Origin of the sequence: Pseudoalteromonas sp. MM17-2, from assembly GCF_022347945.1 — a bacterium.
GTDB lineage: Bacteria > Pseudomonadota > Gammaproteobacteria > Enterobacterales > Alteromonadaceae > Pseudoalteromonas > Pseudoalteromonas ruthenica.
Map to the genome: position 1 here is coordinate 40,554 of NZ_JAKRFV010000013.1, position 14,891 is coordinate 55,444.

The window sequence follows — 14,891 nt, forward strand, 5'->3', positions numbered from 1 at the left end:
CACTCTTAAACACAAGGTCTAACCCATAAAAGCACAAAACGTACCAACTTTATTTTGTTTAATATTCAAAAAGTTACATTATTATTATTGCTATCAAAAAAATGACACTGTATAAAAAAACAGTCACCTGATACATTAGTTGATAACGCTTTCTACAAGGAGTTTTTATGTGTATTCGCTGCGCCTGGGTGGACTTGAGTAAGCCCGATTACGTTGCCTACCATGACGATGAATGGGGTGTGCCTGTTTATGATGATCAACGCTTATTCGAGTTTATTACTCTCGAATCGGCACAAGCTGGTTTGAGCTGGTATACCATTTTAAAAAAACGAGACAACTACCGCCGTGCTTTTGCTGACTTTGATATTCACACTGTCGCCGCTTTTGATGGCGAAGACATCACGCGCTTGCTCAATGATGCCGGTATTGTCCGCAATAAGTTAAAAATTAATGCCGCTATTAATAACGCTCAACGCTTTATTGAAATTCAACATCAGTTTGGTAGCTTTAGCGCGTATCAATGGCAATTTGTGAATGACAGACCGCGCGTCAACAGCATCGCGAGTCCTGAAGATTACGTAGCAACCAGTGAGCAATCCGATATTTTTGCTAAAGATTTGAAAAAGCGTGGCTTTAAATTTTTAGGATCCACTACAGTGTATGCTCATATGCAGGCTTGTGGCATGGTTAACGACCACCACAACCAATGCTTTCGCAAAGAGCAGGTGATCGCTTTGTATTAGCTTTGAACCTGAGTTAACTATTTAAGGGGCGCTGGCACCGCTTGTGTTACTGCGGCAAAGCTAATCGCGGTTGAGATTATATTTTTTCATTTTCTCAACTAAGGTGGTGCGACGCACGCCCAGCACCTCAGCAGCACGGGCAACAACATAGTCATAGCGCTCAAGCGCTTGCGTGATAAGACTCACTTCTAACTCTGCAAGGTACTCTTTGAGGTTGACTCCATCATCAGGCAGCACCCCAATATTGTCCGCTGCAGCTTCATGCTCAGCAGGTAGTTGCTCATCATCATCAACAAAGCCTTCACCGAAAATATCATTCAGGGCTTGGCGCTCTAATAGCTCTTCGGGGTACTCTGGAACAAATGCTTCAACATCGAGATGCTGATACTTCTTCGGTAAGTCTGGTACATCAACCACTTGATCCGGAAACATAATCACCATGCGTTCGACAAGATTACCGAGCTCACGAATATTTCCGGGCCACGTATGGCCTTTTAAACTTTCAATGGCACGATCGGTAAACTTAACGCTTTGACCACTTTGCTGGGCTGTTCGCTTAGTCAGCTCTTTGAGCAGCAAACCAATATCATCGCCACGTTCACGCAACGCCGGGTTCTCGATGGGGAAAACGTTCAAGCGGTAGTATAGATCCTCACGGAAATCTCCCGCTTCAATCATTTGCTCTAGGTTTCGGTGTGTCGCTGCGATGACTCGAACGTCGGCTTGAATGGCTTTGGTACCACCCACTCGCTCGTAAGTGCGCTCTTGCAATACACGCAGTAACTTAACCTGCATTTGCAATGGCATATCGCCGATTTCATCCAAGAACAAGGTACCACCTTGAGCCAACTCGAAGCGCCCCTTACGCGCTGATATGGCGCCAGTAAATGCGCCTTTTTCATGGCCAAACAATTCGCTTTCTAATAATTCGCCGGGGATAGCGCCACAGTTTACCGGCACAAACGGGCCTGAACTACGTCCCGAAAGAAGGTGTACGTTACGAGCCACCACTTCTTTACCCGTGCCCGACTCCCCAAGAATGAGTACATTTGCTTCTGTTTTCGCCACCTGAGAGATTAAAAAACGAACATGATTGACGGCTTCGGTATCCCCCACTAAGCCATTGAAGGCTTTAGGATTGTGCGCACTTTGGGTGGGCTTCATGCGCGCATACTGCTGACAGTCATGGAGCAATTGGGTGGTTACATCATGGTGAAAAGGCTCGGTTATAAGGCCAATGACGTTAGCGATATCTAATAAGGGTTTTAACGTTTCACCAATTAACAAAAATGGTAACTCTGGATGCGCTTTAATTAATTGCTGGTGTTCGCCGTTATTGAGTGCCCCGAGCACAATGATGGGCTCGTAGTGCTTATCAATATTTGCACACAAATCACCTGAGGTGGTCAGTTCATTAGCCTCACCCACAAAGGTTAGTGCTGAGCTCAACCCTTGGGCTCGAGTCGTATTGTCATCTAGAATCAGGATCATCGCGCCGCCAAATACTAAGCGATTGTTATAACTCTAGATTGTATTGCAGTTCAGGGAGGATTCAAGGAAAAGCGGCATGTTTTTGACGTTAATGCCAAAAATCAGACGCTTTTCCTAGTTTTGTTTGATTCAGCGCATAGTGAACCACCATTACAGCAGTCCTAAAATTGCGGCGGCGTTTTGGTTGGCTTGGCCGCGCAGCGCGATAGATGCTTGGTTAAGGATGTCATTACTGGTGCGCTCACTCACCGCTTTTGCATAGTCAGTGTCAGCAATGCGGCTTTGACTTGCTGCAACATTCTCGTTTTGCTCGCTAAGCGAGCGAATTTGACTGCTTAGGCTATTCTCGAAAGCGCCCAGCTGCGCTCGCTGCTGGTTAACCTGCTCTGCGGCTTGCTCAGTCACATCTAACGCTGAATTAGCGCCCGCTTGAGTGGTGATATCAATAGCATTTACGACACTAAGGAAGTCGCTATTAGGCTGTTCAAGGGCGTTTGTTTGATTCGCATCAGCGCCAATTTGAAAGCTGACACTTTGGCCATCAAATAACGGCTTCCCGGCAAAACTGCTTTGCTCTAACGTGTTGGTAATTTCGCTTTGCAGTTGCACGACCTCTTCTTGCAAAGCCTGGCGGTCGCTATCGGAAAGTGCACCATTACCAGCTTGTATGGATAGCTCGCGAATACGGCCAACAGAATCATTGACGTTACTCAATGCTGACTCACTCACTTGCGCATAGGAAATACCGTCATAGGCATTACGGCTGGCCTGTGTAAAACCATTTTGCTGCGCCGTTAAACGGTCAATAATTTGAAGCGCTGCGGCATCATCAGCCGCTGAGTTAACGCGCTTACCTGTAGCGAGTTGCTGATCTAATTGCGTCGAACGAGTATTGATTGATGCTAGTTGGCTTGCAGCTTCTGAGTTGATTTTCATAACCTGCCTCCTGGAGTTTTGTGGCCTGCACTTATACTAAAGTGTAGAACATTGGTCTCCAACAAGCACTTTAAATCGCTGTCCACCCACCATCTAAGAATAAACTCTGGCCGGTCATATAGTTAGATAATTCACTACTAAGATAAGCAATGGCTCCTTTGACGTCTTCTTCTGCGGCCATTCGAGCCAAAGGTACTTTGGCATTATATTTATTCAAGAATGAATCTGGCTGGCCACGCTCAATGCCGCCTAGTACTATATTATTTACTCGGACTCTAGGTGCAACATTGGCAGCTAACCAGCGTGTCAATTGCATCAACCCCGCTTTGCTGGTGGCATATGCAGCTGGATTGCCCATATCGGTGCCTTCATACATGTCCATTTGTGGACCAACAACGCCGTAAATTGAGGAGATATTAACGATCCTTGCTGCGGCACCGGGCGTGTTTTTCATTAGCTCATAAGCGTGTTGGCACAGCTGAAACGGCGCAGATAAATTCACATTTAGGCAGTCGTTGAAAGTCTCTAATGACTGCTGCTCAAAAGGCACACACCAGCCTGAGAGCTTATCAGTGCCAACAAACGCTGCGTTATTAATGAGAATGTTGAGCTTGCCTTGAGTGAGCTCGCTGACCTTAGCCATTGCTGTGCTTATTTCACTTGGCTGTGATAACTCGCAAGAGAGAGTATGAACTTTGTCACTGCTGCCATACACCGAGCTATGAACTTGTTGTAACTGCTGTTCACTTCTATCTAGTAAAATCACATGAGCACCAAGCTCTAGTAGCGTTTGCGCTGCGGCATGGCCAACATGCCCAGCACCACCGGTGATCAATGCCCATTGGCCATTTAACTGTTGTAATTGTGACAATGTTCTCATACTTTCCTCACTCTCTTAGCCAACAGCTCGGCGAAATCAAAATCCAATTGTGTATCGATATCTACGGCTCGCTCTGCGGGTACGCAAATACTGGTTACTTTCCCCGCCAATAAGCCTGAGGCTTGGCGGATATAAGCTGGCCGCGCGGCGTACACCACTGTAGTAATATCATAAACGCTGGGCGCGTCTTGCCGGCGCGAAACCCCTGACGGCGTCTCGCATACTAACTGCACAGTTTCGTCCTGCTGACGCATTACCATATTAAAGAAAGGACTACGTGCCGCAGGTGTTGTTGAAATGCAAATATCTGCACCGACTTTTTGCAACTGCTGCAAAGCCCCTTCAATGTCTTCACTGGCGCGCAATGGGCTTGTCGTTGGTAAGCTGATAAAAGTGTCAAACTGACCATATTTTTCCTCGACCCACTGCACAGCATGCTGCCAAGCAAGCCACTCTGGTGAGTCATCCTGTGCCAAGGCCATGGGCCTGATTATAACCTCCGCTCCGCGTTCTTTCGCTAGACGAGCTATCTCTGGATCCTCAGTTGAGACAAAAACCCGCGATATCAAAGAAATGGCTTTAGCTGAATCAATCGACCAATGTGTTAACGGCTTTCCAGCCAAAGGAAGAACATTCTTGCGAGGCAGTCCCTTTGAACCCCCTCGAGCAAAGATAAAAGCATAATGGTTCATTAGGCACTCTGTTTTATAACATCAATAAGGTTAACGACTTCTAAAGCTTGCGCCACGCTCGCCCCTTGATAAGATCGCTGTGCGATTTGGTTATGAAAATTATCCAACATATCCAGATACATAGTGTTGGCTTGCCAATGAGAATCGCCAAACTGTTGGCTCTGCCCTTGCGAGTCTGTTAACACCAACTCGTTTCTTAGTAAATTCCAATCAAGGCGGCCTTTATTTCCAATCACACGGCAAAATCGTTGTGGTTGACGTTGCAAGAAATCAAGATGTATTTGCACATGCGCGTCATGCTCGGTACGCAGGCTAACATCAACTAAGTCCTCTACCTCTAAGCCAAGCTCCGATGATGAACGCAAATGGGCGTGGCTTAGTGCCAAAGGACCAAATATCCAGCGAGCGTAATCCAACTCATGGCTCAGCTCCAACAAGGCACCGCCTCCAAGCTCTTTACGCGCTGACACTGAATCACGGTAGTCTAAACCTGATCGCCATTGTGGCAAATATTGGCCAACCTCAATGTGGATATTATAGATTTCGCCCACTGCATGTTGTTGAACCAGGTCTTTCATGATTCGTGCTGTCGGCATAAACCGCAAGCAGTAACCCACTGCACAAGCAGGTGCTGATGGCTTCTGAGCACATTTCAACAATTCCTGAGCTTGGTCTAGGCTTGCTCCCAGAGGTTTCTCTATAAGGCATGGAATTCCTGCCTCTAGCAGCGATTTACCATGGCTTGCATGTAGATTCGCAGGTGACGCGACAATGACGTACTCAGGTCGCAGCTCAATCAGCTCATTGAGTTGCGTTACACAGGCATCGGCATGGGCCGGCAAAGTTGTTAATTGTCGATTGCTTGCTGGCATGGCGATAACTCGAGCGTCGGGTTTTAGAGCTTTCAGGTTCTCTCTATGGCGGTGAGAGATATTACCTAAACCAATAACGGCTACGCTTTGCATTAACCCATTCCCAGACTACGAATATCCACCTGAGCGCGATTGAAATCGTCCATTCGACCTATATCAAGCCAATATTCATGGATGGGAAACATTAATACATCTTTATCTTTGGCTATTCGCTGCTCTAGCACGGTGGGCATATCGATGCGATGATTAAAGGGTACGGAACTGATCACTTCTGGGGAAACCACATAGATACCGGCGTTAACAAAAAACCGCTGTATTGGTTTTTCCACCATATCGGTGATTCGACTTCCTTCACCTTCAATAACACCGTAAGGAATTTGATACTCGTACTCACGCACACACATTGTTGCGTCTGCGCCATTCTCACAATGAAACTCCAGTAAACGCGCAAAGTCGACTTTTGTTAGTACATCACCATTCATTAAAATTAATGGTAGGTCGCGTCGCATACTTTTTGGCAATAAACCGAGAGCTCCCCCTGTCCCCAAGGGAGACTCTTCGTGAACATATTCTATTTCGACCCCCCACTGGCTACCATCGCCAAAGTGCTCTTCGATTTGTTCAGGCATGTAGTGGGTTGAGATATAAAAATTACTGAAGCCTGCTTTAACAAAACTTTTCAGAACAGTTTCTAGTATCGGCTTATTGCCTACCTGCAACATAGGTTTAGGGCAGTGGTCGGTCAGCGGGCGTAATCGTGTACCAAACCCGCCAGCCATCAGAAAAACAGGGTTATCAAACTTTGGTTTACTTAACACATGCTTGAGGGTCTGTAAGCCGACCACTTTACCCTGGCGCACCACGGGAATAGATAAGATCCCCTTTTGCTCCATAGTCTCGATAAGCTGTTCTTTAGGTGTGCCCACCTCCGCGCATATCGGCGAGGTATTCATGACCTCCGATAACGCAACTTCCAACCCGAGATTATTTAATAACGCGCGTCGTATATCACCATCGGTAATCACACCCAGTAAGTGCGTTTGCTTATCAACAATGAGTACCACTCGCGACGCTTGTGTATTTATCACTTCAAGCGCTTCGCGCAAAGGCTGCTCTGGGGCCATTAATATTTCTTGCCATGAAAAGCTCATTTGGGTCTCCCTTTATTTCTGCTTCGCCCGTGCACCATAAACAACAGCGTTACTCTCGACATTTCTATCAACCAGTGCCCCTGCACCGACCACTGCGCCTGCACCGACTTTAACGCTCGGTAATACAGTCGCACCTGCGCCTATGTATGCATACGGGCCAATTTCAGCACCGCCTAACAGCACAGCACCGGGGGCTATATGGCTAAAGCTTGCCACCTTGCAATCATGCTCGACTACGGCTCGAGTATTCACTACCACATGTTGTTCTATGTGCGCGCCCGCATTAATTATCGCCCCACTCAACACCTGCCCTCCTAACTGCACACTGGCATAAGTCGAAACCTCTGCGGAGTCGGCAATAACGGTTGCAAAACGATAACCTCTACTTTGCAAGTTTGACGCCAGCTTCGAGCGACTGTCGCCGTAGGGTTGCGGGCCAATGCCGATAACCACCTGACAATCCTCAGGGTTAAATAACGTCACGTCTTGATCATCTTTATAGTGAGTTATTCCTATCAACGCTTGACGTTGAATAGACTGTGGCGAGAACACGGCTGTGAGTGGCAGCCCTTGTTTCATTAATATATCGGCCAGCACACTGGCATGCCCACCAGCGCCAAACATCAAAATGGCTGATTTATTCATTGATTAAGTCGCCAGGCTTGTAATTTTGCGAGGCGTTACAGTTCAGTAAGCGCCAATACAGGTGCGGAGACATTCCCGTACCTGGCCGTTTCACCGCAAGGTTACATTGTGTAAAGGGCGCACCGGCAGGGATTTCCTCAGCCGCGACTAAACTCTTACGGGCTGCAGCTTTATTATTAATTTCACTTGCTGTGGGCATTTTTACACCATGACCCAGCGCCTGCTCGCTTTGGCGAATATAACGTATCATCTGTTGAAGCTCTTTTGGTTCAAGGGATGCCTTGTGATCGGGCCCAGGCAAATTACAATCCAAGGTAAAGTGCTTCTCAATGACCGTTGCCCCTTTGGCCACAGCAGCCACAGGCACCAGCCAACCAGCACTATGATCGGAGTAGCCTACAGGTAAATGAAAAGCCTGTTTCATACTGTCCATCGCGCCTAAATTGATTTCATCCAACGGTGCTGGGTACTCAGTTGTACAATGTAAAAGTGTAACCTTGTCACGCAAACACTGTTGTCCACCCTCACTAGCATACGCTTTTGCAAAGTCCCCCTCTCGCGGACTCTCACTGTCAGGGTGAGTTAACCCATATGCGATAACCGACAACGCCTGCTCGACCTCCCCTAAAGTTGCCATGCCTGTTGACACAATGAGGTCGCAACCTGTTTGAGCGTGCTTTAATAACAATGGCGCATTGGTAAGCTCCCCTGAGGGTATTTTTAAACGTTGCAGACCCAAGTCATTAATCAGAAAAGACAGACTTTGCTCGTCAAATGCCGTAGATAAAAACTCCACACCTAATTGCTGACACTCTTGAAGCAGACGACGATGACACTCATAACTCAACTCTAGGCGCTGCAACATGGCAAACTGAGATTCCTGCTTGCCAATATTTTCGCTTTGATAACGCGCTTGTGCAGCATCTTGCGTAACAATTTCTGCCGCTTTAAAAGTTTGAAATTTAACAATATCAGCTCCAGCCGCATGGGCTTGGCGCACAAGTTCAAGCGCTAGGTGCTCATCACCATTATGATTTACGCCTGCTTCCGCAATGATTAAAGTTCGACTATTCATAAGCGTTCTCGGATTGGTAAAAAGGCTGGGGCTGCAACTGTTGTAGATCGATATCAGCCAAAATACTCACTATTTTCTTTGCGGTATTGCCTGAGCCATATGGATTCTCAGCACTTTGGCAAGACATTACAAACTCCGGGCTCAATGCTTTGTTAAGCGCACTGTGTACTTCAGATAACTGACAGTCAATCACCGTGCAACTTTTCGGCCGACCTTGTTGCCGAGTACCAATGTTAATTGTTGGCACTTTAAAACTAGGCGCCTCAATAACACCACTTGATGAATTACCGAGCACACAGGATGCACGCTCCATAACACTAAGATAGCGCTTAAAACCAAGGGAGGGACAGACCGATACATGGGGCAATGCACTTAATGTTTGCCACTGTGCAATCATTTCTGCACCTTCGCCGTCAGCATTGGGATAGGTGATCATAAAGTTTAAATCGGTACGCTCTTTAACCACGTCAACAAGCGCAGTGATATCATTTTCAGCACTCGCCCCCCGAGTCACAGGGTGATAGGTGACAAGCACTAAAGGAGCGGTGTGATCAGCAAATGTAAGCACAGCATCAAGTTGCTGTTGGCTTGCTCTAGGTGCTGACATGATGTTATCGATGCCCGGCGCACCGACCACAAAAATACGACTCGGTTGCTCGCCTAACTGCATGAGCCGCCTAGCAAAGACCTGCGCTGCAGGAAAGTGAATATCCGCCATTTTACTAATACTATGACGCAAAGCATCATCAAACGCGCCTTCGGTTACTTCACCGCCGTGTATATGAGCAATAGAAACACCCAAAAATAGCGCCGCTTGCGCGGCCGCGAATGTCTCAAAGCGATCGCCTAACAATAAGATGCAATCTAGATTATGTTGACTAAAAGCGTCAGCAAAACTGATTGTGGCAAGACCTGTGGATTTTGCCACGCCTACTTTGGATGCCGATGAAAGCAACATTTCCACAGTCACTATATTTTCAACACCACTGTCCCTGAGCTCGTCTATAGTCAAACCATATTCAGGCGACAAGTGCGTGCCACAAGCAAATGTGTAAGTGTCGAAGTCGCCGTGGCTCTGTAGCAGTAAAATCGTGCGACACAGCAAGCCAAAGTCAGCTCTGGTTCCGGTTACTATCCCTATTTTCTTCACCTTACCTCCTTTTCGGGCGCAACCGAGCTCGGTATGTTGACCAAATGATCAGCAAGAAATTCGGAGTTTGTCAGTGGTCCTCGAGGAGCACCATTAAACATTGGTAAGGTGTGCATTAATTGCCAGACCGGCCTGGTCATTATACCGGCTGAATTACTTTGCTCTAAAAATGCATCGCGATATTGTCGTGAAGGGCATAACAGCGCATTGAGCCAGAAGTTTGAATGAGCATCTTGGGGCTCATCCACAAACACCAGTTCACTGTTATTAAAGTGGGCTTTATAGGTTGCTGCTAATCGACGCTTATTTTTCAGATAAGCCGGTAGCTGTTCCATTTGCGCGCACCCCAAAGCGGCATTGATATTAGGCATGCGATAATTGAAAGCGAGTTCATCATGATAAAACTCATAAGCATGTGCCACTTTCGCTGTTGTTGTTATATGTTTAGCGCGCTGGCCTAATTCAGGTGTGCCGCACAAAACCATACCTCCACCGCCTGTTGTTATGACTTTATTGCCATTAAAGCTAAGCGCCGAGAAATCAGCAAAGGTCCCTGTGTGCTGGTTTTTATAAAAGCTTCCCAAACTCTCTGCCGCATCTTCAACTAGGGTAATATGGTAGCGTTCACAGACCTCTTTCAATGCATCCATTTTGGCTGGATGACCAAAAGTGTGCATCGGCATCACGCTAGCTATTCTAGCGCCACAAGTGTGATAACACTGGCCATCACGAATCTCACTGTGAGCACTTAAATAGTCCTCAAGAGCGATTGGGCAAAGACTGAGCGACTCCCGGCAAACATCTATAAAAAGTGGTGTGGCCCCAAGGTGGGCAATGATATTACACGTAGCGACGAACGTAAGGGCTTGAGTGATAACAATATCACCACTTTTTACACCTGATAGGAATAACGCGGTATGCAATGCAGCCGTGCCATTAACCGTGGCAACGGCTGCGCCAGCCCCGGTGAAAGTGCAAACTTGGTCTTCAAACTCACCAACATAAGCACCTACACTGGATACAAACGTGGATTCTAGGGTATCCGATACATAACGCTTTTCATTGCCATTGAATCGAGGGGCATGCAGTGGAACAAAGTCATTGGTACCGTAGTGATTACGCACCAATTCAACTAATTTTTTGACCTCCTCCATCACATTTTCCCATCTAGATAACGACCCATTTCGGTATGGGAAAATTCAGGAAGCAGTTTGATAAACTCAGCAACAAGGTCAGCCTTACTCCATCGTCCCGCACTTTTCATAGCATTAATATTGTCTACAAATGCGCTTAGCTTGGTCGAGTCATAGGCAAGCTTACTCTTGACGATGCCAAGGTCATCAAAGCGTGTCATATCCAGCTCTTCTGTCGGAGTATAAAACTCTTCGATGTCTTTTTCCCCGGTGGTGTCACTGGAACTAAATAAACAAGGCCATTGCCCTTGTTGGGGCAATGAGTGCACTAATTCACGTGCTTGTTGTTCACTCTCACATATAAAGGGCTCATATCCACGTTGATGTAGATAGGCCTTTGCAATCTCACTAAAGGTTTGTAAGTGCAATTCATCACTGAGTTTAGGAAAGAAAATATCTCCATTGTCACCTAACAAACATGACATCAAGCATAATTGCCCTGACTCTGTTGGGGTGACAAAGTAACGTTTAACGTCGCTAGGAGCGACAATAGGTTGTTGCTTCAGTAGCCGTTGATTGAAACCGTGAAGTAACGAGCCATCACTAAAGGCCACATTAGCAAAACGAGCCATTGAGACGGGTATTTGCATACCGGCACGCATGAGAAACATTTCCATGATACGTTTTGATGCACCCATCATATTTACTGGGTTCGCCGCTTTATCAGTGGAGACGCTGAAGTACTTGCTGCTGTTATGGGCAATTGCCTGGCGTAATGATTGTTCAGTATTAAAGATGTTTGTGTTAATCATACGCATCAGCGTATAGGGATCTTTCTCACTGCGCACATGCTTCAATGCAGAAAGGTTAAGCACATAATCGTATTTAGGTTGTTGTTCGATAAAGGCGCGATACTCTAAGCTGCCAATATCCAAAGCAAAAGTTTGGAAGTCTCCCTCGATGTATCCTAATGACGAGCGTATATCGCGCACTAGTTCCACCAAATTATTTTCGCTAATATCGATAACGTGGAGGGCTTGAGGGCTACGCTTAAAGATCTCTTTGCATACGGCTTGACCAATAGTCCCCGCGCCACCGAGCACTAAAAAACGTGACGCTGACACTTTCGCCGACAACTCTTGCTCATACGCTGTGAGATCCTTTGAAAAGAGCGGCTGGCTGCGACTGACTACTCGCAATATATCCATCACTTGGCCTCTTTATATTGCTGATACTGTGGTTTTGTCCAAGTACACTTCGCTTTCCAATTAACAGGGAAGTCATCTTTGATTTTCTCAATCAATTCAAGCCAAACGGAAAAAGCAGATCTGAAGTGCTTAAGTGTTTCTTGCTCATCATCGAAGTAATACAGCAAAGTTATCAGTGGACAGTGGAAATATAGTAAACTGCCTTTTAATAGGTTAAATAAATGTGGGTTCACTGATTTTCGGTAAGCATAAACTAACCGCTGTTGAGATTTGAGAATTGCATGAGCTTCATCGCGACTTGAAAAGTCTCGGTTGCCTATGTCAATCAAATACTGACATAAAGAGTCGAATTCTTCGAAGCTAATCTTTGTCTCTATATCTTCTATTTCAACACTTCTGAATAACAGAGACTTTAAATCTTCAACTAACTTACACTTATCTGTAACTGTATTCGCTAAGCCAACATCACTTTCCTTAAGTGCCATCGCCCCCTCTATTTTCGCCCCTTCACCAACGTTATACACATGGCATTGGGAAGCTCCCTTAACCAACCTATCAAACGTTGTTTTAGACATAGCCATCAGAGGTGTCGCTTTCACCGGGTGTTCCAAGTTTCCTTCAAACTCAATTCTCGCACCCTTAAGTGGCTTGAATTGCTCTTTTAATTTTTTATCGTTGTAAATACTTAGCTCGGAGTGCGTCACGCCACCAAGACTGTAACCGTTGTCAACGCCAAATAGATAAACTTCGGTAAATCCCATACACAATGCAAATGACAAGGCTGTGTTGGACACCATCGGTCCGCTGGCTGGGAGGGTTGTGGCTGAGACACCATACTTTTTCTTGGTATGTGTGGAAATGAAGGATGAGGCTGCCTCAGGCCCTTTTAACCCTAAACCCGCCCATTTATATAGTCCTAGAACATCAGGATACATAACATCTACAGCTAATAAATTTGTATCGCCGTAACCTTGTTCTGGTTCAATCGTTCGCTGGATGTCATATGTGATCCTTGGCCTTTCAACTAAAACATGAAAATCTGCAGTAACTCCTGCTTTTAGTAAACTTTGATATGCTGTTCCAGCAGCGAAAATGACAGCTTGACCATTAAAGTTTTTCAAGACTTCTATAGCAGCGTCTAGTGAGGGGCCATTCCCAACAACAAAGGCTGGCGTATTGCCCACCAGTTCATACGCCTTTTTATTTGCAAATAAAAACTCTCCACCTTGTTCAATATTACGAATTCCATGAGCTAGCCCTGTTATAGCATCGTTATAAAATCCGAAACCTTGGTGGAGCTGATAGTAGTTGCTAAAAAATGTTTTTATTAATTTATTTACCTTTTCGGATGGATAATGCTGATAGCAAAAACTATTGATAACCGAGTAAGCGCCAATATCCTCAGCAACTTGAAAGACCTCGTTAAAGAAGCTTTCATAGCTGGTACCTAAATGTAAGAAAAGACACGCATCTTGTTCGTCTAGTCGGTGGATAACATCTGACCAATCAATACAAAAAAGGCTAGCGAAAAACATTTCTAAATCTGGTTCACAGATAAACACGTAGTCAAACTTGCATTTGTCAAGCAATTCAGGAATATGATAACCAAGGCCGATGCCAAAAATTAAACATGACGGGAAAGATTCAGGTAGCTCGGTAAGAGGCTTGCTTTCTATTGATTTAGTCTTTGCTAGTTCTCGGACCAACTTATACATATATCGCAAGTGCAGCCTCTCATCCTCACTGCTCGCTGTTTCACTTGAGGCTTTAAAGTAGTCCGTTCGGCCGAAATTAGCATGCTGCACGTAGTGTTCAACTTGCTCCTTAGCTTGGGCCCTAGGGTTGTCACCATAGATGGGCACATCACTTCCTTCAGGATAAAAAGTAGCGTCGCCAGATTCGGTTACATGAAGGCAGAAGTCGTCTCGGGTTTGGTAGCTTTGTATAAAATCTGCAATATCTGGATAATAATGCCTGAAGGCCGTCAAATTTTTGTCAAACCGCTCATTTGCTTCCACGGCAAAAGCGGCTTCTCTCATTTTGTGAGCTTGTGCGTGACGAAGTTTTTCCTGAGCCGCATTGAGTGCATCGTTTAGATCATTGTGCTTTTTACCAGCGCTCATAATCAACCTTATAAACTGATAGCTAAAGAGTAATTTAGCATATACTCAGCAAGTTGAGTGCCATTATTACATGAACATTTAAAGTTTAACGGGGAATGTCGTACGCTTTGAGCTTACTTTGGTTTTTAGTAAAATTGGAAAGGTCTTTCTTTACTGTCAACTGAGTCTCTCTCGCACTTTCATTGAGCAAGGTGAGCTTATTATAAACATCTGCTAGCGCATTTTGGTTACCAGCAACCTCTTGCTCCGATAGACCACGAAGCTTATTATCTAGCTTGCTATGATATTTGACAGCCTCGCCGTAGTCACCGCAGGATAAAGCTTCCTCCAGCGACTTTAAATCGGCTTGCAACTCAGCAATTTTATCCAAGCTGAGCCTCTTGGGTATTAAGAGTTTGCTCTCTCACTTCGACAGGAATACTATCCCAAGCAGACTTAATCTCTTTAAGTAACACACTCACTTCTTCTACTTTTTCAACGCTATTTTCTACGCTAGCATCAATGAGCTGGTCGAGCATATAAGAATAAAGTGCATATAAGTTTTCCGTTACTTCACCACCCACATTAAAATCTAAACAGCCACGCAAAGCCTCGATAATTGAAGATGCCTTACCTAGATGTTCAGCCTTCGCTTCAAAGTTTTTATGCTCGATAGCTACCTTAGCATGAACCATCTTTTCAATTGCACCGGCCATTAGAATTTGGATCACTTCATATCTATCAGCGCCCGCGAGGCGGGTTTTTAATGCTTCTTTCTGATAATTCTTAACTTTTGCATTATACATAATTTAT

15 protein-coding genes are annotated in these 14,891 nt (G+C 45.5%); 1 reads left to right on the top strand and 14 read right to left on the bottom strand.

What is annotated here, in order from left to right; translation table 11 throughout:
- Positions 1-167: 167 nt before the first annotated feature.
- On the top strand, positions 168-743 hold the full coding sequence (locus MHM93_RS11735) for a DNA-3-methyladenine glycosylase I (RefSeq protein ID WP_022944846.1): 576 nt from the start codon (positions 168-170) through the stop codon (positions 741-743).
- Positions 744-803: 60 nt separating this feature from the next.
- On the opposite strand, the gene MHM93_RS11740 is transcribed toward MHM93_RS11735, so the two are convergent.
- The 14 genes from MHM93_RS11740 to fliS form a co-directional block, all read right to left on the bottom strand.
- Positions 804-2,234, bottom strand: a complete 1,431-nt coding sequence (locus MHM93_RS11740) for a sigma-54 dependent transcriptional regulator (RefSeq protein WP_239449246.1) — start codon at positions 2,232-2,234, stop codon at positions 804-806.
- A gap of 150 nt (positions 2,235-2,384) precedes the next feature.
- Complete coding sequence (locus MHM93_RS11745; protein WP_239449247.1) at positions 2,385-3,170, bottom strand: flagellin; 786 nt, start codon at positions 3,168-3,170, stop codon at positions 2,385-2,387.
- A gap of 70 nt (positions 3,171-3,240) precedes the next feature.
- Entirely contained in the window at positions 3,241-4,050 is an 810-nt protein-coding gene (locus MHM93_RS11750; protein WP_239449248.1) for an SDR family oxidoreductase, read from the bottom strand.
- Positions 4,047-4,742, bottom strand: coding sequence for an acylneuraminate cytidylyltransferase family protein (locus tag MHM93_RS11755; RefSeq protein ID WP_239449249.1), 696 nt, complete (start codon positions 4,740-4,742; stop codon positions 4,047-4,049). The genes MHM93_RS11750 and MHM93_RS11755 overlap by 4 nt, the downstream gene beginning before the upstream one ends.
- Positions 4,742-5,707, bottom strand: coding sequence for a Gfo/Idh/MocA family oxidoreductase (locus tag MHM93_RS11760; RefSeq protein ID WP_239449250.1), 966 nt, complete (start codon positions 5,705-5,707; stop codon positions 4,742-4,744). Before MHM93_RS11760 ends, MHM93_RS11755 begins: the two co-directional genes overlap by 1 nt.
- Positions 5,707-6,765 (bottom strand): nucleotidyltransferase family protein, encoded by a 1,059-nt coding sequence (locus MHM93_RS11765; RefSeq protein WP_239449251.1) that lies wholly within the window; start codon positions 6,763-6,765, stop codon positions 5,707-5,709. The genes MHM93_RS11760 and MHM93_RS11765 overlap by 1 nt, the downstream gene beginning before the upstream one ends.
- 12 nt (positions 6,766-6,777) lie before the next feature.
- Positions 6,778-7,410 (bottom strand): NeuD/PglB/VioB family sugar acetyltransferase, encoded by a 633-nt coding sequence (locus MHM93_RS11770; RefSeq protein WP_239449252.1) that lies wholly within the window; start codon positions 7,408-7,410, stop codon positions 6,778-6,780.
- Positions 7,403-8,485 carry an N-acetylneuraminate synthase gene (gene neuB, locus MHM93_RS11775; protein ID WP_239449253.1) on the bottom strand — a complete coding sequence of 361 codons (1,083 nt, stop codon included), beginning with the start codon at positions 8,483-8,485 and terminating at the stop codon, positions 7,403-7,405. The genes MHM93_RS11770 and neuB overlap by 8 nt, the downstream gene beginning before the upstream one ends.
- On the bottom strand, positions 8,478-9,635 hold the full coding sequence (neuC, locus tag MHM93_RS11780; protein WP_239449254.1) for a UDP-N-acetylglucosamine 2-epimerase: 1,158 nt from the start codon (positions 9,633-9,635) through the stop codon (positions 8,478-8,480). Before neuC ends, neuB begins: the two co-directional genes overlap by 8 nt.
- Positions 9,632-10,789, bottom strand: a complete 1,158-nt coding sequence (locus tag MHM93_RS11785) for a LegC family aminotransferase (RefSeq protein ID WP_239449255.1) — start codon at positions 10,787-10,789, stop codon at positions 9,632-9,634. The genes neuC and MHM93_RS11785 overlap by 4 nt, the downstream gene beginning before the upstream one ends.
- Positions 10,789-11,979, bottom strand: a complete 1,191-nt coding sequence (locus MHM93_RS11790; RefSeq protein WP_239449256.1) for a UDP-N-acetylglucosamine 4,6-dehydratase — start codon at positions 11,977-11,979, stop codon at positions 10,789-10,791. Before MHM93_RS11790 ends, MHM93_RS11785 begins: the two co-directional genes overlap by 1 nt.
- Positions 11,976-14,099, bottom strand: coding sequence for a 6-hydroxymethylpterin diphosphokinase MptE-like protein (locus MHM93_RS11795; protein ID WP_239449257.1), 2,124 nt, complete (start codon positions 14,097-14,099; stop codon positions 11,976-11,978). Before MHM93_RS11795 ends, MHM93_RS11790 begins: the two co-directional genes overlap by 4 nt.
- A gap of 85 nt (positions 14,100-14,184) precedes the next feature.
- The gene (locus tag MHM93_RS11800; protein WP_138587853.1) at positions 14,185-14,469 is read right to left on the bottom strand and encodes a hypothetical protein; all 285 of its coding nucleotides are present in this window, start codon (positions 14,467-14,469) and stop codon (positions 14,185-14,187) included.
- A complete protein-coding gene (gene fliS, locus MHM93_RS11805; RefSeq protein WP_239385704.1) occupies positions 14,462-14,884 on the bottom strand; it encodes a flagellar export chaperone FliS in 423 nt (140 codons plus the stop codon). Before fliS ends, MHM93_RS11800 begins: the two co-directional genes overlap by 8 nt.
- Positions 14,885-14,891 lie beyond the last annotated feature (7 nt).